Source organism: Aeromonas veronii, assembly GCF_040215105.1.
GTDB classification, from domain to species: Bacteria; Pseudomonadota; Gammaproteobacteria; order Enterobacterales; family Aeromonadaceae; genus Aeromonas; species Aeromonas veronii_G.
Window position 1 is genome coordinate 2,958,265 of sequence record NZ_CP157875.1, and the last position, 20,267, is coordinate 2,978,531.

At 63.0% G+C, this 20,267-nt stretch carries 16 protein-coding genes and 1 riboswitch; of the genes, 5 read left to right on the top strand and 11 right to left on the bottom strand.

Annotated features, from left to right (window positions below; genetic code table 11):
- The first annotated feature begins 45 nt into the window (after positions 1–45).
- Both purM and purN read left to right on the top strand, forming a co-directional pair.
- Positions 46–1,083 carry a phosphoribosylformylglycinamidine cyclo-ligase gene (gene purM, locus ABNP46_RS13595; protein ID WP_349918470.1) on the top strand — a complete coding sequence of 346 codons (1,038 nt, stop codon included), beginning with the start codon at positions 46–48 and terminating at the stop codon, positions 1,081–1,083.
- A gap of 32 nt (positions 1,084–1,115) precedes the next feature.
- On the top strand, positions 1,116–1,754 hold the full coding sequence (gene purN, locus ABNP46_RS13600; protein ID WP_349918471.1) for a phosphoribosylglycinamide formyltransferase: 639 nt from the start codon (positions 1,116–1,118) through the stop codon (positions 1,752–1,754).
- Between the two features lie 155 nt (positions 1,755–1,909).
- Here the strand turns inward: purN and ABNP46_RS13605 are convergent, their stop codons facing one another.
- The 5 genes from ABNP46_RS13605 to ABNP46_RS13625 form a co-directional block, all read right to left on the bottom strand.
- Positions 1,910–2,671 carry a Nif3-like dinuclear metal center hexameric protein gene (locus ABNP46_RS13605; protein ID WP_349918472.1) on the bottom strand — a complete coding sequence of 254 codons (762 nt, stop codon included), beginning with the start codon at positions 2,669–2,671 and terminating at the stop codon, positions 1,910–1,912.
- Between the two features lie 110 nt (positions 2,672–2,781).
- Positions 2,782–4,131, bottom strand: a complete 1,350-nt coding sequence (locus ABNP46_RS13610; protein ID WP_349918473.1) for a sigma-54-dependent transcriptional regulator — start codon at positions 4,129–4,131, stop codon at positions 2,782–2,784.
- Positions 4,128–5,162: a sensor histidine kinase gene (locus ABNP46_RS13615; protein WP_349918474.1), complete on the bottom strand. Its 1,035-nt coding sequence runs from the start codon at positions 5,160–5,162 to the stop codon at positions 4,128–4,130. Before ABNP46_RS13615 ends, ABNP46_RS13610 begins: the two co-directional genes overlap by 4 nt.
- A 105-nt stretch (positions 5,163–5,267) precedes the next feature.
- Positions 5,268–6,689: a sigma-54 dependent transcriptional regulator gene (locus ABNP46_RS13620; protein WP_349922489.1), complete on the bottom strand. Its 1,422-nt coding sequence runs from the start codon at positions 6,687–6,689 to the stop codon at positions 5,268–5,270.
- 250 nt (positions 6,690–6,939) lie between these two features.
- Positions 6,940–7,794 (bottom strand): DUF2726 domain-containing protein, encoded by an 855-nt coding sequence (locus ABNP46_RS13625; RefSeq protein WP_349918475.1) that lies wholly within the window; start codon positions 7,792–7,794, stop codon positions 6,940–6,942.
- 192 nt (positions 7,795–7,986) lie between these two features.
- Between ABNP46_RS13625 and ABNP46_RS13630 the strand changes: the two genes are divergently transcribed.
- The 3 genes from ABNP46_RS13630 (at position 7,987) to ppx (ending at position 12,124) form a co-directional block, all read left to right on the top strand.
- Entirely contained in the window at positions 7,987–8,499 is a 513-nt protein-coding gene (locus tag ABNP46_RS13630) for a glycine cleavage system protein R (RefSeq protein WP_349918476.1), read from the top strand.
- A 75-nt stretch (positions 8,500–8,574) separates the two neighbouring features.
- Complete coding sequence (ppk1, locus tag ABNP46_RS13635) at positions 8,575–10,644, top strand: polyphosphate kinase 1 (RefSeq protein WP_349918477.1); 2,070 nt, start codon at positions 8,575–8,577, stop codon at positions 10,642–10,644.
- Entirely contained in the window at positions 10,634–12,124 is a 1,491-nt protein-coding gene (ppx, locus tag ABNP46_RS13640) for an exopolyphosphatase (protein WP_349918478.1), read from the top strand. Before ppk1 ends, ppx begins: the two co-directional genes overlap by 11 nt.
- A 71-nt stretch (positions 12,125–12,195) precedes the next feature.
- Here the strand turns inward: ppx and mgtE are convergent, their stop codons facing one another.
- From mgtE to flgH, 6 genes are all read right to left on the bottom strand, one after another.
- Positions 12,196–13,539 carry a magnesium transporter gene (gene mgtE, locus ABNP46_RS13645; protein ID WP_349918479.1) on the bottom strand — a complete coding sequence of 448 codons (1,344 nt, stop codon included), beginning with the start codon at positions 13,537–13,539 and terminating at the stop codon, positions 12,196–12,198.
- Between the two features lie 124 nt (positions 13,540–13,663).
- Positions 13,664–13,833: riboswitch (M-box (ykoK) riboswitch) on the bottom strand.
- A gap of 186 nt (positions 13,834–14,019) precedes the next feature.
- On the bottom strand, positions 14,020–15,228 hold the full coding sequence (gene flgL / locus ABNP46_RS13650; protein WP_349918480.1) for a flagellar hook-associated protein FlgL: 1,209 nt from the start codon (positions 15,226–15,228) through the stop codon (positions 14,020–14,022).
- 3 nt (positions 15,229–15,231) lie between these two features.
- Positions 15,232–17,232: a FlgK family flagellar hook-associated protein gene (locus tag ABNP46_RS13655; RefSeq protein ID WP_349918482.1), complete on the bottom strand. Its 2,001-nt coding sequence runs from the start codon at positions 17,230–17,232 to the stop codon at positions 15,232–15,234.
- A gap of 3 nt (positions 17,233–17,235) precedes the next feature.
- Positions 17,236–18,324, bottom strand: coding sequence for a flagellar assembly peptidoglycan hydrolase FlgJ (gene flgJ / locus ABNP46_RS13660; RefSeq protein ID WP_349918483.1), 1,089 nt, complete (start codon positions 18,322–18,324; stop codon positions 17,236–17,238).
- 107 nt (positions 18,325–18,431) lie between these two features.
- A complete protein-coding gene (locus ABNP46_RS13665; RefSeq protein ID WP_349918484.1) occupies positions 18,432–19,529 on the bottom strand; it encodes a flagellar basal body P-ring protein FlgI in 1,098 nt (365 codons plus the stop codon).
- A 23-nt stretch (positions 19,530–19,552) separates the two neighbouring features.
- Entirely contained in the window at positions 19,553–20,224 is a 672-nt protein-coding gene (gene flgH / locus ABNP46_RS13670) for a flagellar basal body L-ring protein FlgH (protein ID WP_349922491.1), read from the bottom strand.
- Between the last annotated feature and the right edge of the window lie 43 nt (positions 20,225–20,267).

Sequence of the window (20,267 nt, forward strand, 5' to 3'; positions counted from 1 at the left end):
GCCCCGAATTTTACCCTCCACTTGTTTATATGACGGGGAATACGCGTGACTGACAAAACCTCACTGAGCTACAAGGATGCTGGCGTAGATATCGATGCCGGCAATGCACTGGTTGAACGTATCAAGGGCGTGTCAAAGCGCACTCGTCGTCCTGAAGTCCTTGGTGGTCTTGGCGGCTTTGGAGCCCTGTGTCAGATCCCTGCTGGCTACAAGGAGCCGGTGCTGGTCTCGGGCACCGACGGGGTGGGCACCAAGCTGCGTCTCGCCATCGATCTGAAGAAGCATGACACCGTGGGCATCGATCTGGTGGCCATGTGCGTCAATGACCTGATCGTACAAGGCGCCGAACCCCTCTTCTTCCTCGACTACTACGCCACCGGCAAGCTGGACGTGGACACCGCCGCCGCCGTGGTGACCGGCATTGGCACCGGTTGCGAGCAGTCAGGCTGTGCCCTGGTGGGCGGTGAGACCGCCGAGATGCCGGGCATGTACGAAGGGGAAGACTACGACATCGCCGGTTTCTGCGTCGGCGTGGTGGAAAAAAGCGAGATCATCGACGGCAGCAAGGTCGGTGATGGGGATGCCCTGATCGCCCTGGCCGCAAGCGGCCCCCACTCCAACGGCTTCTCCCTCATCCGCAAGATCCTGGAAGTCTCCAAGGCCGACGTGCATCAGCCGCTGGCTGATACCACCCTGGCCAACGCCCTGCTGGAGCCGACCCGTATCTACGTGAAACCCGTGCTCAAGCTCATCAAGGAGTGCGAAATTCACGCCCTCTCCCACATCACCGGCGGTGGTTTCTGGGAGAACATCCCCCGCGTATTGCCCGCTGGCACCCAGGCGGTGATCGACGAGCAGAGCTGGCAGTGGCCGGCGGTGTTCAGCTGGCTGCAGCAGGCTGGCAACGTCACCCGCCACGAGATGTATCGCACCTTCAACTGCGGCGTCGGCATGATCATCGCCCTGCCGGCGGATCAGCTGGAGAAAGCCCTGACCCTGCTCAAGGCCGAGGGTGAGAATGCCTGGCACATCGGCCATATTGCCAAGGCGGCCGAGGGTGAGGAGCAGGTCATCATTCAATGAGTGACCAGAGCCACGGCCAAATGGCCTCCCCGATGAAACGCATCCTGGTGCTGATCTCCGGCAGCGGCAGCAACCTGCAAACCATTCTGGATCATTGCGCCAGCGGCAAGATTGCGGGCCAGGTGGTCGGTGTCATCAGCAACAAGGCCGATGCCTATGGGTTGGTGCGCGCCGAGCAGGCCGGGGTGGCCACCAGCGTGCTGGCCCAGCAGCAGTTTGCCTGCCGGGAGGATTACGATCTCGCCCTGCAGGGGCTGATGGCGGGCTATCAGCCGGATCTGGTGGTATTGGCGGGCTTTATGCGGATCCTGAGCGGCGATCTGGTGCGCCACTTCGCCGGGAAGATGATCAACATCCACCCCTCCCTGCTGCCGAAGTATCAGGGGCTGCACACCCATCAGCGCGCCATCGATGCCGGTGACGAGGAACACGGTGCCAGCGTCCACTTCGTCACCGAGGAGCTCGACGGCGGCCCCGTCATCCTGCAGGCCCGTGTCCCCATCTTCGAAGGGGATGAGGCCGATGAGGTGGCAGCCCGGGTGCAGGCCCAGGAGCACAGCATCTATCCCCTGGTGGTGCAGTGGTTCTGTGAAGGCCGCCTGCGGATGCAGGAAGGGACTGCCTTCCTGGATGATGCGGCGCTCGGCCCGGCGGGTTATGCCAGCGAGTAAGCCGACCCCGTTCTGACAGATGAAAAAAGGAGGCCGACGGCCTCCTTTTTATTTCTTAAAACACACAATTATCAGCACTTTCGCAAATCAAAACCCAATATCTCAGCGTGGTCATCCACCACGATGACATCAGGCAGTGCGATACGCTGCCGCCCCTAGACCGGATTATCGATGTCGATAAAGGTCACATCCAGCCCATGCACGGTGGCGAGCCACTCCCCCAGCGCCTTGACGCCGTAGCGCTCGGTGGCGTGATGGCCGGCGGCATAGAAGTGCATGCCCATCTCGCGGGCGGTGTGGATGGTCTGCTCCGAGGCCTCCCCCGAGATGAAGGCATCGATGCCCTGCTCCGCCGCCTGGCTGATGTAGCTCTGGCCGCCGCCGGTGCACCAGGCCACGGAACGGATAAGCTCGGGGCCGCTGTCGCCGCAATGAAGCGGCGTGCGGCCGAGCCGCTCGGCGATGAGCGCTGCAAAATCGGAGCCACTCATGGGCTCCTCCAGCTTGCCCACCATGGCCACGCTCTTGCTGTTCCAGGGTTCGAGGCCGCGGCGCACCTTGATGCCGAGCAGCTTGGCGAGCTGGGCGTTGTTGCCCACCTCGGGGTGCACATCGAGCGGCAGGTGATAGGCGAACAGGTTGATGTCGTGGGTCAACAATGTCTTGAGGCGGCGCTGCTTCATACCGGTGACCTGAGCCGGTTCGCCACTCCAGAAGTAGCCGTGATGAACCAGGATGGCGTCGGCATTGGCCGCCACCGCCGCATCGAGCAGAGCCTGGCTGGCGGTGACGCCGGTCACCACCTTGCGGATGCGCTCACGCCCCTCCACCTGCAGGCCGTTGGGGCAGTAATCCTTGATGGCGTGGGGTTCGAGCAGGTGGTTGAGCAGGGATTCCAGTTTTCGATGAGAGATCATGGGGGTCTCCTAACAGGGGCCCGCGCCAGCCATGGCGCCGTGAGCCCGGATACGGAACATCAGGCCCCCATGATAATCGAGCCGGGCCTCCAAGGCCACGGCGCAGGCCGTCAGGCGGGTAGCTCGATGCCCGCGTCCCGCATCTGTGCCAGCTTGTAGCGCAGGGTGCGCGGGCTGATACCGAGCCTGTCGGCCACCGCCTTGCGGCTGCCGTTGCACTCCTGCAGGGTATCGAGAATGATCTGGTGCTCCTGCAATTTCAACTCGCTACCGAGCCCCTCGCTCGCGGCCGGCCGCTCCAGCGGGCGTACCAGCCCCTCGCTCATCTCCTCGTCGCTCTCTTCGAGCAGCAGCTCAGCCTCCCCGATCACCCCGTCCGGGCTCAGGATCAGGGCGCGCTGCACCACGTTGTCGAGCTCGCGCACGTTGCCGGGCCAGCCATGGGCCAGCAGCCGGGACTTGGCGCTCTCCTTGAGCCGTGGGGCGGGCAGCCCCATCTGGCTGGCGTGCAGTGCCAGCAGGTGCTCGGCCAGGGGAAGGATGTCGCCGGGCCGCTCCCAGAGCGCGGTCCAGCGCAGGGGAAAGACGTTGAGACGGTAGTAGAGATCCTCGCGAAACAGCCCATCCTGCACCGCCTTCTTGAGATCCCGGTTGCTGGTGGCGATGACCCGCACGTCCAGCGGGATCATCTTGCGGCTGCCGAGCCGCTCCACCTCTTTCTCCTGCAACACCCGCAGCAGCTTGGCCTGCAGGCCGAGATCCATCTCGGTGATCTCGTCGAGCAGCAGAGTCCCGCCCTGGGCCTGTTCAAACTTGCCGGGACAGCCCTGGACGGCACCGGTGAAGGCCCCCTTCTCGTAACCAAACAGGGTCGCCTCCAGCATGTTCTCCGGAATGGCGGCGCAGTTGATGGCGATGAAGGTCTGCTCGGCACGGCTGGAGTTGTCGTGGATATAGCGGGCCAGCACCTCCTTGCCGGTACCGCTTGGGCCCGTCACCATGACGGTGGCCTCGCTGCGCGCCACCCGGGTCGCCAGCTGGAACAGCTCGGCGGTCTTGGGATCCCCATGGACCACGGCCCGTTTCTCGATCTTCTGGGGCGGCACGTAGCGGCTCACCTGATTGAGCAGCACCTCGGGGGAGAAAGGCTTGGCGAGATAGTCGATGGCCCCCTCCCGCATGGCACGCACGGCGCCGTCGATGTTGGCGTAGGCGGTCATCAGCAGCACAGGTACCTGGGGATATTGCTGGCGAATGTTGGCCAGCAGGGTCAGGCCATCCATGCCCCCCATCTGGATATCCGAGATCACCATGTCAAAGCTCTGGCGAGAGAGGGCCAGCAGGGCCCGCTCGCCGCTGTCGGCCTCACGGCACTCGTAACCGCCAAGCAGCAGGGTATCCACCAGGGCCTCGCGCAGGCCGCTGTCATCTTCCACAACCAAAATGCGGGCCTGGGTCATGCCACACCTCCAAGGCGCACCACCGCTTGATGCAGCGGGAATGAGAGGGTAAAGCAGGTGCCCTCACCGGGCACGGAGGCGACGCTGACCTCCCCCTGATGAGCCCGCACCACGGATTGCACCACCGCCAGACCAAGGCCGGTGCCCTGGGAGCGGGTGGTGAAGAAGGGCTCGAAGATCTGGCCAAGCAGCTTGGCGGGCATCCCCTTGCCGTTGTCGAGGATACGCAGTTCCACCCGGGCACCGCTGCGCACCGCACTCACCAGCAGGGAGGTCGCTCCCGCCTGCTGGGCGTTGGCGATCAGGTTGTTGATGGCGCCGGCCAGAGCGCTGTTATTGGCCAGCAGGCAGAGATCAGGCTCCGGCGCCTCCATGTGCAGGGTGCAGCCCTGCTGCTGGCAGAAGGCCTCGGCCCCCGCCTGCACCTCGGCCAGCAACCCCTGTACCGAAACCGGCGCGACCACCTGGTTGTCGCCGTTGCGGGCGAACAGCAGGATGTCGTTGATCTGCTTTTCCAGATCCTGCAGCCGCGCCATCAGCTTTTGCTGGAACTGGCTGCGGGATTCGGGCTTGAGGGTGCGGTTCGCGAGGTTGGCCGCATAGAGCATGGCGGCGGAGAGGGGGGTGCGGATCTGGTGGGCCAGGGTGGCGGCCATGTTGCCGAGGGCCGACAGCCGCTTCATGTGGTTGACCCTGTCCTGCAACTGACGGGTCTCGGTGAGATCCGTGATGAACACCAGCTGGCCCGGTTGATCCGCCAGCGGCTGGGTCGAGAGCTGGACCCGGCGACCGTCCCGCAGGGAGATCTCGTGTCCATCGTCTTCACGGGGATGGAAGCTGCGGGCGATGATCTCGCGCCAGGGCTGTCCCTCCAGCGGCTCCCCCAGCAGGGCCAAGGCGGCCGGGTTGGCGCGGGTGATGCAGCCCTCCCCATCCAGCAGCAACACGCCGGTCGGCAGTGCCTGGAAGATGGCGTAGAGCTGGCTCACCTCGTGAGACTGGAGCGGATTGTCCTGCTGGAGCATTGTCATAAACCTGACCTCAAACTGGGTTTGGGGTAAGCCTATTCAATTTCCATGCCAGTAAAATACTCCATAAATATCAATTGGTTGAAGCCTGGCGTCAAAGCCTTGACCTCAGGCTTCCTTGCTCATGCCGTATTTCTTCATCTTCTCCACCAGGGTGGTGCGGCGCATGCTGAGCAGGTCGGCGGCGCGGGCCACCACCCCGTCCTGGGACTCCAGGGCCTGACGGATCAACTCCACCTCGAGATCCGCCAGCATCTCCTTGAGGTTGACCCCCTCCTGAGGCAGCTGCATGGGCAGCGCCACGGCAGCCGGGGCGTCCAGCTCGGGGGTGCTCTGGAACACGGCGGCCAGGGCATCCCGCTCGTCCATCTCGGTAAGACGCTCGTCTCTCGGCTCGCAGGGGAGCAGACGATAGCGGCCGGGCAAATCCGCCACATCCACGATCTGGTTCGGATAGAGGATGAGCAAGCGCTCGATGAGGTTCGAAAGCTCGCGCACATTACCCGGCCAGGAGTACTGCATCAGGGACTCCATGGCGCGCTGGGTCAGGCGAATGATGCCCTTGTGCTGCTCCGCGTGGCGATTGAGCAGCTCCTGCAGCAGCAGGGGAATGTCGTCGGAGCGCTCGCGCAGGGGGGGCGTCTCGATGGGGAAGACGTTGAGGCGGTAATAGAGATCTTCCCGGAACACCTGGGTGCGGATCATCGTCTCCAGATCCCGGTGGGTGGCGGCGATGACGCGCACGTCCGCCTGCACCGGCTTGCCGCCACCGACCCGATCAAACTGGCGCTCCTGCAGCACCCGCAGCAGCTTGACTTGCATGGGCAGCGGCATGTCGCCGATCTCGTCGAGGAAGAGGGTGCCGCCCTGGGCCAGTTCGAAGCGGCCGCGACGGGCGGCGATGGCGCCGGTGAAGGCCCCCTTCTCATGACCAAACAGCTCGCTCTCCAGCAGTTCTGCCGGGATGGCGCCGCAGTTGATGGGCACGAAGGGGCCAGTGCTGCGGGCAGAGAGTTCGTGGATGGCGCGAGCCACCACCTCCTTGCCGGTACCGGATTCACCCAGGATCAGCACGTTGGCGTCGGTTTCCGCTACCTGCCCGATGAGGCGGCGCACCTCCTGAATGCCCCTGCCTTTGCCCACCAGCAGGCGCAGCAGGGCCTGGCCCTTGTCGTGCAGTTGCTGGCGAGGATGGAGGGAGAGGAAGGCCTGACAGAAGTGCAGATGGCGGGTCAGGGACTCATAGGTGAAGGGCTCGTCGCTGCCACCGATGAAGTTGCTATTGGGGTGATCCGCCTGCTGCAGAGAGAGAAAGGGAATGCGGGGGAAGGCCCCGAGCAGCTCGATGAGGGGGCGCTCAAGCAGCTCGCCCGTCAGGATCCCTTGCAGGGGCCCCGAGGACTCCACCGCCATGTCGAGATCGCCTTCTTCCACTTCCTGCCACGGGATCCCCATGAAGGAGAGCACAGTACCCAGTTGCAAACGCCGCTGTTCATCGGCATCGACAATCAATACCCCCATCGCCATCATATCCATCCTGTCGAAGCCTCTAAAATATCTTATTGTTTTTTAAGTATTTTATATGAGCGTGTCCATGCGCCGCCCATAGTGTCAATGCCGCACAAGGTGCCAAAATTCTGGCGGATTGTCAAAAATTGTCGCGTCTTGCCCGCCTCTCTGTGGACGGGATCACGGTACGGGCATCTTGCCAGCGGGGTAAGAATAGAAGATGACAGGGGACTATCAAAAAAGAAGGGTCCACAAGGGACCCTCTGGGATGTCAGTGATGCATCTGCTCCCGGGGAGCGGCGTAGCGACATTGCGGGAAGCGGCTGCAGGCGAGGAACAGGCGGCCGGCATGGGGGCCCTTCTTGGCCTCCCGCTCCACCAGCAGGGCGTCGCAGCGCGGGCAGTGGGGCTGCGCCTGGGGACGCTCTTCCTCCTCCTCCAGGTCGCTGAACAGGTTGTCCAGCAGCTCGGGTTCCGGCATCCCTTTCTCCGGCGTCACAGTGGCGATCCCGGGCTGCGGGCTGACCGATTTGTGTCCGTGATGGCTCTCGCTCAGATCCACCCCATCCAGTTGCAGCGGATTGAAGGTCGGCTCGCGCCGCTCACCGGGCAGCAGATCCTCGGCAGGGGCCGTCGTCCTGGCAAGCAGCGGCAGCAGCTGTTCACGCAGATCCTCCACCTGATAGTGGCTGCTGGCAGGGATCTGCAGCAGCGGCAGGCCGGCGCTGTCGCAGGCCTCTTTCAGGAATTGATCCCGGGCCTTGCGCTTCTGGTGGCGATGGGAGCTGTCATCGAGCTCGACCGCGCAGAGGAAGGAGAGATCCCCCGGGTGGCAGAGCAGGTAGTCAAAATGCTTGGCGCTGATCTTGTTGAACGCTTGTTGCCACTTGCTCTTGCCCATGCGCGCCTCGGGCGTCAGCACGTCCGCCACCCGCACCTTGGCGAAGACCCGCGCCTTGTCACCCACAGCAAGGCTCAGCACCCCAAGGAAGGAGCGCTCCGCCGGGCTGAACAGAGTTTCCTGCAGATCATAGGGCAACGTCTTGCCCTGCTTGCCACGGGACCAGAAGATCGCCAGCAGCAGGAGCACCAATAACACCAATCCCGATACGACAAGGGTATTCATGAGGGTACTGTCCAATTCACACAATGAGAGAGAAGGAGCGCCACTTTACCACAGGGGCAAGAGGGCGCGCATCGCCCGCAGAAGGGCGAGCTCGGGGATCGGGGTTTTTCATGGGTTTTACGCACGGCGGGGCTTCATATGACCTGCCACAGCAGGCACAATGCTGGTGGAACTCATTCAAAGGAGAGCAGGATGCAAAAGCAATTGGTCGTCACCGTCATCGGGGCTGACAAGCCGGGTATCGTCGAGAGCCTGGCCAATACCATCAGCCATGAGCAAGGGAACTGGCTGGCCAGTTCCATGAGCGAGCTGGCCGGACAATTTGCCGGCATCTTGCACGTCAGCGTCCCCGATGAGCACTATCGCAGCCTGTGCGAGGCGCTGGTGATGCTGCCTGGCCTCACCGTCAGCTTCGCCGAAGGTCAGCTCAGCCCGGAACCCGCCCGCCAGGTGATGCTGAGCGTGACCGGCAACGACAGGGCCGGCATCGTCCACGAGGTCGCCAGCATCTTGCGTCAGCTCAATATCAACGTGGCGGACCTCACCACCGGTTGTGAACCGGCCCCCCACTCCGGCGCTCCGCTTTTCTACGCCCATGCCCTGGTGGCCCTGCCCCCCCAGCTCGAACTGGATGCCCTCATCAGTGCGCTGGAGTCCCTTTCCGATGATCTGGTGGTCGATATCGATCAAGACCTCACCGAATAGCGCCGGCTGTCATAAATTTGTCATGGTTTGACCCCATAACTGCCGGCCAGATGCAACCGGATCACAGAGGCATATATGAGCACCGACAAGCAGTATGAAGAGAAAGAGCTGAGTTGGCTCTCATTCAATGAACGGGTGTTGCAAGAGGCGATGGACAAGACGGTCCCCCTCATCGAGCGGGTTCGCTTCCTCGGGATCTTTTCCTCCAACCAGGACGAGTTCTTCAAGGTCAGGGTCTCGGACGTCAAGCGCCGCATTCTCATCAACGAGGTGCACGGCGGTGACGACGAGGCCAAGGTGTTGCTGCGGGCCATCCAGCAGAAGGTGATGGCCCTTGGCGAGGCGTTCGACAACACCTACAAGGAACTGCTGATCGCCCTCGCCCGCCACAACATCTTCCTGGTCAACGAGAACCAGCTCTCCGATGCCATTCAGCAGTGGTTGCGGGTCTTCTTCAAGGAGAAGGTGCTGCGCCACATCATCCCCATCCTGCTGAACAAGGAAGTGAACCCGGTCAAGTTCCTGAAAGACGAGCACACCTACCTCGCCGTCGAAATGAAGAAGAACGGCCAGGTGATCCAGTACGCCCTGGTGGAAGTGCCGACCGACGATCTGCCCCGCTTCTTCCAGCTGCCGCCGGAAGGCACCCGCCGCAAGAAGCAGATCATCATCCTCGACAACGTCATCCGCTTCTGTCTTGACGAGATCTTCAAGGGCTTCTTCGACTACGACGAAATCGCGGCCTACGCGGTCAAGCTGACCCGGGACGCGGAATACGATCTCTCCGACCAGCTAGACCTCAGCCTGGTGGACAAGATGAGTGATGGCTTGAAGCAGCGCCTCACCGCCATGCCGGTGCGCTTCGTCTACGAGCGGGAGATGCCCGCCGCCATGATAAGCTTCCTCAAACTCAAGCTGCAGATAAGCTCATACGACGCCATCATGCCCGGCGGTCGTTATCACAACTTCAAGGACTTCATCGGCTTCCCCAACGTGGGCCGGGATTATCTCGAAAACCCCAAGCTGCCGGCGCTGGATTGCCGCGACTTCGACGGCTTCGTCAACGCCTTCGACGCCATCGCCAAGCAGGATATTCTGCTGTATTACCCCTATCACAAGTTCCATCACTTCACGGAATTGGTGCGTCAGGCAGCGTTTGACCCGGCAGTAAGCGCCATACGCATCAATATTTACCGGGTCGCCAAGAAGTCGCGCATCATTCACTCCCTCATCGACGCCGCCAACAACGGCAAGAAGGTGACCGTGGTGGTGGAGCTGCGCGCCCGCTTCGACGAAGCGGCCAACATCGACTGGGCCAACATCCTCACCGATGCGGGGGTCAAGGTGGTGTTCGGGGTGCCGAGCCTCAAGATCCACTCCAAGCTCTGCCTCATCACCCGCCACGAACACGGCGAGGCGGTGCGCTACGCCCACATCGGCACCGGCAACTTCAACGAGAAGACCGCCAAGATCTACACCGACTTCTCCCTGCTGACCCGCCACCCGGACATCACCGCCGAGGTGGAGGGGGTGTTCGAGTACATCGAGTACCCCTACCGGCGCTACAAGTTCAACCACCTGCTGGTCTCCCCCATCAACAGCCGTCGTCAGCTCTATCGCCTCATCGACAACGAGCTGGCCAACGCCAAGGCGGGGCAGCCAAGCGGCATCACCCTCAAGATCAACAACCTGGTGGACAAGGATCTCATCAACCGCCTCTACGCGGCCGGTCAGGCCGGGGTGCCCATCCAGATGATCATCCGCGGCATGTGCGCCCTGCGCCCCGGCGTGCCGGGCCTGAGCGAGAACATCCAGGTCATCAGCATCATCGACCGCTTCCTCGAGCACCCCCGCGCCATGGTGTTCCACAACAAGGGCAACCCCCAGCTGTTCATCTCCAGCGCCGACTGGATGAGCCGCAACATCGACGGCCGCATCGAGGTGGGCACCCCCATCTACGACGAGCGCCTCAAGCAGCGGATCCTGGACATTCTCCAGCTGCAGCTCGGCGACACCTGCAAGGCCCGCGTCATCGATGCGGATCAGAGCAACCAGTACGTGAAGCGGGGCAACCGCCGCAAGGTACGCTCCCAGGTGGCGATTTACGATTATCTCAAACGCATAGAGTCAAACCATGGACAATAGTCTGTACGCCGCTGTCGACCTGGGCTCCAACAGCTTTCACATGGTCATCGCCCGCCTCGCCGAGGGGCGGATGCAGATCGTCGATCGCATCAAGGAGCGGGTCCGCCTGGCGGAGGGCATGGACGAGCAGCGCCGCATGTCCGAGGAAGCCATGGCCCGCGGCCTCGACTGCCTTGGCCTCTTCGCCGAGCGCCTCACCAACATCAAGCCGGATCAGATCCGCATCGCCGGCACCTACACCCTGCGCCGCGCCAGCAACGCCCGTGACTTCGTGCGCGAGGCCGCCCTGGTGCTCAATCACCCGGTCGAGATCATCAGCGGCCAGGAAGAGGCCCGTCTCATCTATCAGGGGGTGGCGCACACCCAGCACATCGAAGGCCAGGTGCTGGTGGTGGACATCGGCGGTGGCAGCACCGAGCTCATCATCGGCGAAGGGTTCGAACACAAGGCCCTCACCAGCCGCAAGATGGGCTGCGTCAGCTTCACCCAGAGCTTCTTTGGCAACGGCAAGCTGAGCGAGAAGGCCTTCAACGCCGCCGTGCTGGAGGCCCAGCACCAGCTCGCCCCCATCATCAACCAGTACCGCAAGCTCGGCTGGCAGAGCTGCCTCGGCAGCTCGGGCTCCATTCGCACCGTGCGGGACGTCTTGCAGGGGGAAGAGTGGACCGATGGCAGCATCACGCTGGCGGGGCTCGAGCAGCTCAAGACCGAGATGCTCAAGCACAAGAAGGTCGAGCAGCTCAAACTCGCGGGTCTGACCGAAGAGCGCCTGGGGGTGTTCGCCGCCGCGGTCGCCATCCTGATCGGGCTCTTCACCTCCCTGCCCATCGAGCGGATGGAGTACTCCGACGGCGCCCTGCGTGAAGGGCTGCTGTACGAGTTCGAGGAGCGGCTGCAGCACCACGACATCCGCGAGCGCACCGCCCTTGCCCTCATCAGCCACTACCGCATCGACAAGCGCCAGGCGGCCCGGGTCGAGCAGAGCGTGCTGGCCCTGTTCGATGCCCTGAGCGATCCCTGGCAGATGCCCATCGAGCCCTATCGCGCCATCCTCGGCTGGGCGGCGCGGCTGCACGAGATTGGCCTTGCCATCAACTACAGCGGCATCCACAAGCACTCCGCCTACATCTTGCAAAACACCGACCTGCCCGGCTTCAACCAGGACGATCAGGCTCTGCTCGCGGCCCTGGTGCGCTTCCAGCGCAAGGGGCTCAAGCTCGCCGAACTGCCCGCCCTGCCGAACCACGATGAGCAGACGGTGCTGCGCTGCATCCGCATCCTGCGCCTCGCGGTGGCGGCCCACCACCGACGCCAGGACAATCTGCTGCCGCCGTTGAGGGTGGTCGCCGCCGGGGATCAGCTGGTGGTCACATTGCCGACCGAGTGGTGCGAGGACAACCGCCTGCTGATGCAGAATCTGGAGAAGGAGCACCGTTACTGTCAGGAGCAGGGCTGGCCCCTGCTGTTTCAACTGAGCTAGCGCCCCTTCCTTGATGCAAAAGAGGCAGCCCGGTGGCTGCCTCTTTGCTTATGCAGGGTTTTCTTGTCTGCTCAGTGCAACTCCGGCAACAGCCACTTGGCAATTTCGAAGTAGATGATGAGGCCGGTGCCATCCACCAGGGTGGAGATGAAGGGGGCTGAGACCACCGCCGGATCTATCCTGAAGCGGCGCAGCACCATGGGGATCACGGAGGCAACGGTGGCGCTCCAGAGCACGATGGCGATGATGGTCAGGGTCACCACCATGCCGATCTCGGGGCCCACTCCCAGGCTCCAGGCCCGTACCCAGGCCGCCAGGGCGATGGCCATGGAGATGAGCAGACCGGTGGAGAGCTCCTTCTTGAGCACCGTGCCGAGGTTTCTCATGCTCACCTCCCCCACCGCCATGGCTCGCACTATGGTGGTGGTGATCTGGGTGCCGCTGTTGCCGCCGGTGCCGATGAGCAGCGGGATGAAGAAGGCCAGGGCGATGGCCGCTTCCAGCTGCTCCTCGAAGGCCCGCAGCACGGTGCCGGTGTAGGCCTCGGCCACGAACAGGACGAGCAGCCAGCCCACCCGCTTGCGCCACAGTTGCCAGGGCGTCGCCTGCAGATAGGGGGTATCCAGCGGTGACGAGCCCCCTTGCAGCTCCGCATCCTCGGTGGATTCGAGTTCCAGGATGTCGGCGGCGTCGTCCACGTGGAAGACCCCAACCAGCCGTCCCCTGTCCTCCACCGGCAGGGTCGAGATGTCGCGATCGATGAGCAGACGGGCCGCCAGCTCCTGATCCGCACGGGCATCGATGCGCACCGCCTCCCTGTCCATCAGCTCGCTCACCGGCCGCTGAGGGTCGGCGATGAGCAAGGACTTGAGGGTGACGCTGCCGAGCAGGCGCTGATCACCGCTGACCACGTAAAGCTGCTGGAACGGCAACCCCTTGTCCCAGGCATCGTGGATCCGCTGCTTGGCGATCGCCACCGTCTCCCCCTCATGGATGGCGACGAACTCGTGACGCATGTTGGCCCCGACCGATTCGCTCGGCCACTCCAGCAGGGTGGATAGCCCCGACTGCGCCGGTTCGGGGAGGCAGGCGAGCAGTTTGCGGCGCTCGCTCTCATCGAGCTTGCGCAGGATACCGAGCAGCTCGCGCCGCGGCATGGCCCCCTGCAGCACACCGAGTATGCTGGCGTGCAGGCGCAGCAGCAGCCTGGCGGCCCCATCCGGTGGCAGGGAGACGAGCAGCTCACTCCCTTGCGGAGCAGGCAGGGTGTCGAAGATGCAGTTGAGCTCTTCCGGACGCAGGGTCAGCAGTTGGTCGGCCCGCTGGACCGGATCCAGGGTACGGGCGAGCCAGCCCTGCAGGGCAGCCAGGTCGAGCAGTTGATGACGGTTGAGCAGGTGGTGTGTTTTCTTCATCACAGATGTCCTCATGTGATCCCGGGGCAAGCCCGGAAGCAGCCGATGAACCGCGGCCGCCGCTTGCAAGAAAACAGCAATTTGATTGACGAGTAACAGGCAGGAAATGACGCCGTCCGGCGTGTCTTCATCCCCACGTACCAGCTTTAGCACTGCATAACGTATCCGGCACGCCGGAAGCCACTTGGGTTGACACCTTAATCCGATGAAAACTGTCCTGATCTTGGGCGTCTCTGGACGTCGTGAGATCAGTGGCCTGTGTTTATGCAGGAGCCTCGCCTAACGAGATGCTGCGAATAGATGCAGGGCCCTGGGCCATGCGGGCGGCATCATCGGCGAGGCGCGACCGGGAGTCAAGGCGCCGTGGCTCCTTGCAACGGGTTGTTACAAATTGGCCGAGAGGGCCTTGAAATAAAGGGCCCTGAAATGACGACTCCCCCGGGCCAGGGCCACGGGGGAGTCACGGTCAACGAGCGGAGATCAGCGGATATAGTCGAACAGGGTCAGCTTGCTTATCTTGCTGAAGGCGAGCTGGGAGGCGCTCATGGCGGCGTCTTCCTTCGACAGCGCCGCGATCACCTCGTACATGTCCGCCTCGGAGACCTTGGCCCGCGCCTGCTGGTTCAGGGTGCTGAGACCATCGTTCGAGCTCATCACCTGTTCCAGGCTGTTGAGCCGGCTGCCCACGTCCCCCTGCCTTCGATCGACCTTGGTTCTGGCGTTGTCCATGTGGGTGGTGGCGTCGGCCACCGCCAGCTGGAAGTCATCCGCCGAGATGTTGGGGTCGCGCAAGGCCGAGATGAAGTCGGACATGCCATTGAGTATGTTGTCGTTCTTGGGGGCATCGAGGGCAAAGGTCTGATCCGCGCTGCCCGCCGGCAAGTCCAGGGTCAGCTCCAACCCGTTGAAGGCAATCTTGTTGCCCGCGCTGTAGTCGCCACTTTGCACCACGGTACCGCCGCTGTCCTTGATCTCGTAGGTATCCGGCGGGCCCGCCAGGGTGCTCACGGTGAATTCGTTGCTGGGCAGTGCGGAGTCGTAGTTGTTGCGATAGAAGCTCTCGAAGTTGCCCTGATCCCCCACCCCCACCTGGATGTTGCCGCTGGTGGCGCTGGCGGTGCGCCGGGTCGCCACCATCTCGAACAGATCGAAGCCCGAATCGTTGGCCGGGATCTGCACGGTCGGCGAGACCTGGATGCTGCGCTGGCCCGTGTCCCCCTGGAACACATAGTTGCCGCTCGCATCCTTGACGAAGGGCTGGGTCTTGCTCTGATTGCCGCCGAAGATGAACTCCCCCTGGGAGTTCTTGCTGTTCATCAGATCGAACATCTGCTTTTGCAGCCCCTCCAGTTCGCTTGCGATGGCGCTGCGCTCCTCGCTGCCCATGGCGGAACTGTTCGCCTTCTGGATCAGGGTCTTGGCGCTCAACATGGCGGTGTTGATGGAGGATAGCACTGTGTCTTCGTGGCCCAGGCTGTTCTCCAGCAGGCTGCCGTTGACACTGTACTGCTTGAACAGGTCGATCTCCTTGGTCAGGGCCAGCTTCTGGCTCATGCCGGAGGGATCTTCCCCCGCCCGGGTGAACTTGTCCCCTGTCATCAGCTGGTTGTAAGCCGTGTTCTGGCGCTCGCTGACCTTGCTCATGGTGGCCAGATTGCGGTCGTAGATCATGTTGGTGGTGATGCGCATGGATTACCTCACGGACGACAGCAGGGTATCGAAGATGGTCTTGGCGGTGTTGACGATCTGGGCCGAGGCGGCATAGGACTGCTGGAAGCGGATGAGGTTGGCCGCCTCTTCCTCCAGATTGACCCCGGAGACGCTCTCGTAGATGCCGGTGCTCTGGGTCAATTTGGCCTCGTTGGCCTGCAACAGCGTCTTGGCCTGGCTGGTCTTGTTGCCCACCCCGGTCACCAGGGCGCTGTAGGCATCGTTGAAGGTCATCTTGTCGTTGCTGGTGGCGGCATTGTTGTTCTTGCGCACCAGCTCCTTGTTTTGCAGCTCCGCCAGGGCCAGGCCATTGGCGTTGTCGGCGAAACCGTCCTTGTTGTAGCTCAGATGGAAGCTGTCCTTGGCCTCCACCTTGCCGGTGATGCTGACGTCATAACCCGGCGCCGTCTTGGGATCGGCATACACCTTGGGGCCTCCCAGCGGGCTCTCGAGGGCGGCCATCAGGTTCTGTCCCTTGCTCGAAGCCGGTGCCACCCCGATGAGGGTGGTGCCGTCCGCCGCATAGACCTCGTAGTTGCCGCTGTTGTCTATCTTGACCACCTGGGGCGCCGCGGGATCCAGGCTGTTGGTACCAAACCCCGAGCCCGTCCCCGTGTTGTAGACACCGGTCATTTTTATTTCACCGGAGCCGATATTCTGAGAATTTTTATCTGCCTTGATGGGGGATGCCAGTGCGATATCCTCCGGGCGCGTGATGGCGGCTTCGAGTCCTGCGGCGGCATACTTGGTCGGCTGCAACAGGATCTTGTCCCCTGCCGCCGGGGTACCGGAAAGATCGATCTCGATGCCGTGTCCCGCCACGCCCACCTTGGCGGGCGGCGTGGTGCCCGTCATGAGAGAGGTACGGTTGCCGCTGCCATCGATGGCGAACACCTCATAACCGGTGGCACTGCTGAACTTCACCTCGTAATCGAAGGTGGTCACCTCGGTCCCCTTGCCGGGCACGAAGCTGACGCTGGCGGCGCCGCTGCCGGTGTTGCTGCCATAGGGCAGGCCCTTGCTGGCCGCGAGGGTGAAGAGATCCCCGCCAATCTCGTTGTCCAGATCCATCCCCAGCCGGTTCTGCTGGTTCATGGCATCCGCCATGGCGACGGCCAGCTGCCCCAACTCCCGCTTGGAGGGTTCCAGATCCCGGCGAGCGGCAAAGAGGCCGCCGATGCCGCCACCGATGTCCTGATCGTTGATGTCGGCCTTGTTGGTACCGAGGGTGAGTTGCAGAGTCGAGTCCCGGGAGTCGGGGTTGCCCGCCACCACCTTGAACTGCGCTACCCCGCCATCCAGCACCAGGGAGTGGCCCGTGCTCATGTTCACCAGCATGCTGCCGTTGGGCTGGGTGACGGTACGGATCTCCATCTTCTCGGAGAGCTGACGCACCGCCTCATCCCGCTGATCGAACAGCATCAGACTCTCTTCCGGCGTCCCCTGGGTGCGGATAATGGCCTGGTTCAGATCGTTGATGCTCTGGAGCAGGCTGTTGACCCTGTCGGTCTCGTCGCCAATGGTGGCGTTGATGGTGTCCGACTGCTTGTCGAGCTGGGCGGAGAGGGTGTGATAGCGGTTCACCATGCCATTGAGTTCGCTCAGGGTGGTCTTGCGACCCCCGATCTCGGCCGGTGACTCGTTGGCGGTGTGAAAGGCCTTGAAATAGGAAGTGATGGTGGTGCCCACGCTGTTGCTGCTGTCACCCAGCAGGCTGTCGAGCTGGAACAGCTGATCGTAGCGATTGCCGGAGGCATGGTAGGCGGAGGTGTCACGACGCACCTCCCCCTGGGCATAGCTGTTGATGACCCGCTGGGTCACCATGTCGCCCGTCCCCAATCCGACGGAGTTGGTATACACCAGGGTGCGCTCACGTACATAGCCCTGGCTATTGACGTTGACGATGTTGTTACTGGTGGTCTGCAGCAGTCGCTGCTGGGCCATCACACCCGAGGTTCCAATTCCAAGCAGATCGCTTGCCATAGCTTACAGCTCCATCTCTGTGTTGCCGGTTGCGGAGTAGCCGGCGATGGCGTCACTGCGCAATACCTGTTTCAGTTTGCTGGCATACTGGGGGTCGGTGGCATACCCGGCCTGTTGCAGCGCCTCGAAGTAGCGATCCGGACTATCCACCTTGGCCAATGCCCCCTTGTAACGGGTGCCCGAGGTGAGGAAGTCCACATAGTCGTTGAAGCTCTCCTCGAACGACTCGTAAGAGCGAAACGCCGCCTTCTGGCGTGAGGCCACCCCTTGTTCGTATTCCAGGGTACTCACCACCGCCTTGGGACCATCCCAGCGAGGATCGGCCTTGATGCCAAACAGGTTGTGGGTTATCTGCCCCTCCCCGTCCTTGATCACCCGCTTGCCCCAGCCGCTCTCGAGGGCCGCCTGGGCCACCAGCACCGCCGGGCTCAGCCCCAGCTTGTCCGCCGCCTTCTTGGCGAGCGGCATCAGCCTGTCCACGAACTCCTCCGGGCTGTCGAACACCAGCGCCGTCTTGTCCAATGTACTGCTGTGTCCGGCGGCGATGCCTTGTGCCGGCCCCATGGGGGGAATGGCACGGCGACGGTGGGAAGTGGCCGTCGATTGGCTCCCCCCCATCTCGTTATCAGCAAAATCTTTGCCAACTTTTGAGGCCGCAATCAGATCGTTCGGTGCCGAAGTGGGAGGCTGGTAGGGTTTGTAGACCCGCTCGGTGCGCTCCGGCAGCCTGAGTACCCGGCCATCGTTGTGGGTAAAGGTCTTCTGCTCGGGGGCCAGCTGCTTGGCCACCATCTCGGCGATACCAAGGCCCCCCTTGCTCGACATGTCGGCGACCCGCTGTTCATCCAGCATCCCCTCGTAGAACTGGGTGTAGCTGCTGTTCATGGGGTTGCCTTCGGTCAGCACAGCGTTGGCCTGGCGCATCCCCTTGAACAGGGTCTGGGTGAAGATGGACTCGAACTGGCGAGCCGCCGCCATCAGCGCCTCTCCTTTGCCCTCCTTGCTCTGGCTCATCCGGCGCAGCTTGTCCAGGTTCTGGACGTCCTGCACCATGCCAAGGTTGATCCCGCTCTGGGTGTCGAACTCTGCCATACCTACCTCGTTGCCGCCCGTGGCAAGCCTTTGCCGCCCGGCGTCGACCAGATGGCCTCCCGCCGAGTGACCAGGCTTCGCATCACCGCCTCGACACAAACACCCATTTACAGGATCACCAGCTGACCCTGGATGGCGCCCGCCTGCTGCAGGGCCTCCAGGATGGCCATCAGATCGCCAGGGGCTACCCCTACCTGATTCACCGCCCGCACCAGATCGTCCAGGGTCGCGCCGGTGTCGAGCTTGAACATCCGACCCGGATCCTGCTGCACGTTGATGGTGGAGTTGTTGGTGATCGCCGTCTGGCCACCGGCCAGCGGATTGGGTTGGGAGACCTGCTGATTCTCGGCGATGGTGACCGTCAGGCCACCGTGACTGATGGCCGCGGGCCGCAGTTTGACCTCGCTGCCGATGACGATGGTGCCGGTGCGCGAGTTCACGATGATCTTGGCGGATTCGCTCGCCGGATCCACTTCCAGGTTCTCGATGGTGGAGAGATAGGAGACCCGTTGACCCGGATCCCGGGGCGCAAACACCTTGATGGAGGTGGCATCCAGCGCCTGGGCCGTGTTGGGGCCCACCAGATCGTTGACCACGTCGGCCACCCGCCGGGCGGTGGTGAAGTCAGGTCGGTTCAGGTTGAAGGTGATGGTGTCGCCCTGGCTGAAGGAGTTCGGTACCTCACGCTCCACAGTGGCGCCGTTGGCGATGCGCCCCACGGTCGGGGTATTGACCACGACCTTGGAGCCGTCCGCCCCCTCGGCCCCGAGGCCCCCCACCACCAGGCTGCCCTGAGCGACGGCGTAAACGCGGCCGTCCAGCCCTTTCAGGAAGGTCTGCAGCAGGGTGCCGCCGCGCAGGCTCTTCGCCTCGCCGATGGCGGAGACGGTGACATCTATGGTCTGGCCCGGCTTGGAGAAGGCCGGCAGATCCGCATGGATGGCCACCGGCGCCACGTCTTTAATCTTCGGCTTGATGTTATCCGGCACCTTGATGCCGAAGTTGTTGAGCATGGTTCTGAAGGTCTGCTCGGTGAAGGCGTTGTTCTTCTCCCCCGTGCCGGGCAAGCCCACCACCAGGCCGTAGCCGATCAGCTGGTTGCTGCGCACCCCTTCCACCGAGGTGAGATCCTTGATGCGCGAGGCGTGTGCCAGCCCGAGCGGCAAACAGCAGCACAGCAAGGCGAGCAGACGAAGTCGATTCATGAGAGCTCCTAAACCCCTGATTGCTAGATGGGCCACCAGGGGCCGTTGAAGAAGCTGGTGAGCCAGCCCTGTTCCTGGGTGTTGGCCAGATCGCCGGTGCCACCGTAGTGGATGCGCGCGTTGGCGACCCGCTGGGACGACACACTGTTCTCGGAGGTGACGTCCTCCGGGCGCACCAGGCCGGTGATGCGAATGTACTCATTGCCGTTATTGAGCATGATCCACTTCTCGCCGCGCACCAGCAGGTTGCCGTTCGGCAACACCTTGACCACGCTGACCGAGATGTTGCCCTGCAGGCTGTTGCTCTGATCCGCCTTGGCCTGCCCCTTGAAGGCGCTGCTCTGATCCACGGAGGCCGACAGGTTGTAGGGGCTGGCGGTCACCGGCACCCCACCGAGGCTGACCGGTGACAGGTCGAAGCTGTTGTCCTTGCCACTCTGGGTGTTGGCCTTCTTGGAGGCCGAGGTGGACTCCGCCAGTTCGATGGTGATGATGTCCCCGATCTTGTGGGCCTTGATGTCCGAGTAGATGCCGTTGACCTGCTCGGGCTGGAAGATGGCGCCGGTGGGACGCACCGACACCGGCTCCGATTCGCCGTAGACGGGGGCGAACTCAGGATCATCGGGTCTGGCGGTGTTGGGGGTACTGGTGCAGCCGGCCAGCGTCAGCAGGCCCAGCATCCATATGGCTTTCATCATGGGTCTCCTACATCAGGTGCGCTGGGTCAGGAAGGACACG

Coding starts and splice junctions, on each gene's coding strand:
- purN (WP_349918471.1), top strand. CDS start 1,116: ATGAAACGCATCCTGGTGCTGATCTCCGGCAGCGGCAGCAACCTGCAA.
- ABNP46_RS13605 (WP_349918472.1), bottom strand. CDS start 2,671: ATGATCTCTCATCGAAAACTGGAATCCCTGCTCAACCACCTGCTCGAA.
- ABNP46_RS13610 (WP_349918473.1), bottom strand. CDS start 4,131: ATGACCCAGGCCCGCATTTTGGTTGTGGAAGATGACAGCGGCCTGCGC.
- ABNP46_RS13615 (WP_349918474.1), bottom strand. CDS start 5,162: ATGACAATGCTCCAGCAGGACAATCCGCTCCAGTCTCACGAGGTGAGC.
- ABNP46_RS13620 (WP_349922489.1), bottom strand. CDS start 6,689: ATGATGGCGATGGGGGTATTGATTGTCGATGCCGATGAACAGCGGCGT.
- ABNP46_RS13625 (WP_349918475.1), bottom strand. CDS start 7,794: ATGAATACCCTTGTCGTATCGGGATTGGTGTTATTGGTGCTCCTGCTG.
- ABNP46_RS13630 (WP_349918476.1), top strand. CDS start 7,987: ATGCAAAAGCAATTGGTCGTCACCGTCATCGGGGCTGACAAGCCGGGT.
- ppk1 (WP_349918477.1), top strand. CDS start 8,575: ATGAGCACCGACAAGCAGTATGAAGAGAAAGAGCTGAGTTGGCTCTCA.
- ppx (WP_349918478.1), top strand. CDS start 10,634: ATGGACAATAGTCTGTACGCCGCTGTCGACCTGGGCTCCAACAGCTTT.
- mgtE (WP_349918479.1), bottom strand. CDS start 13,539: ATGAAGAAAACACACCACCTGCTCAACCGTCATCAACTGCTCGACCTG.
- flgL (WP_349918480.1), bottom strand. CDS start 15,228: ATGCGCATCACCACCAACATGATCTACGACCGCAATCTGGCCACCATG.
- ABNP46_RS13655 (WP_349918482.1), bottom strand. CDS start 17,232: ATGGCAAGCGATCTGCTTGGAATTGGAACCTCGGGTGTGATGGCCCAG.
- flgJ (WP_349918483.1), bottom strand. CDS start 18,324: ATGGCAGAGTTCGACACCCAGAGCGGGATCAACCTTGGCATGGTGCAG.
- ABNP46_RS13665 (WP_349918484.1), bottom strand. CDS start 19,529: ATGAATCGACTTCGTCTGCTCGCCTTGCTGTGCTGCTGTTTGCCGCTC.
- flgH (WP_349922491.1), bottom strand. CDS start 20,224: ATGAAAGCCATATGGATGCTGGGCCTGCTGACGCTGGCCGGCTGCACC.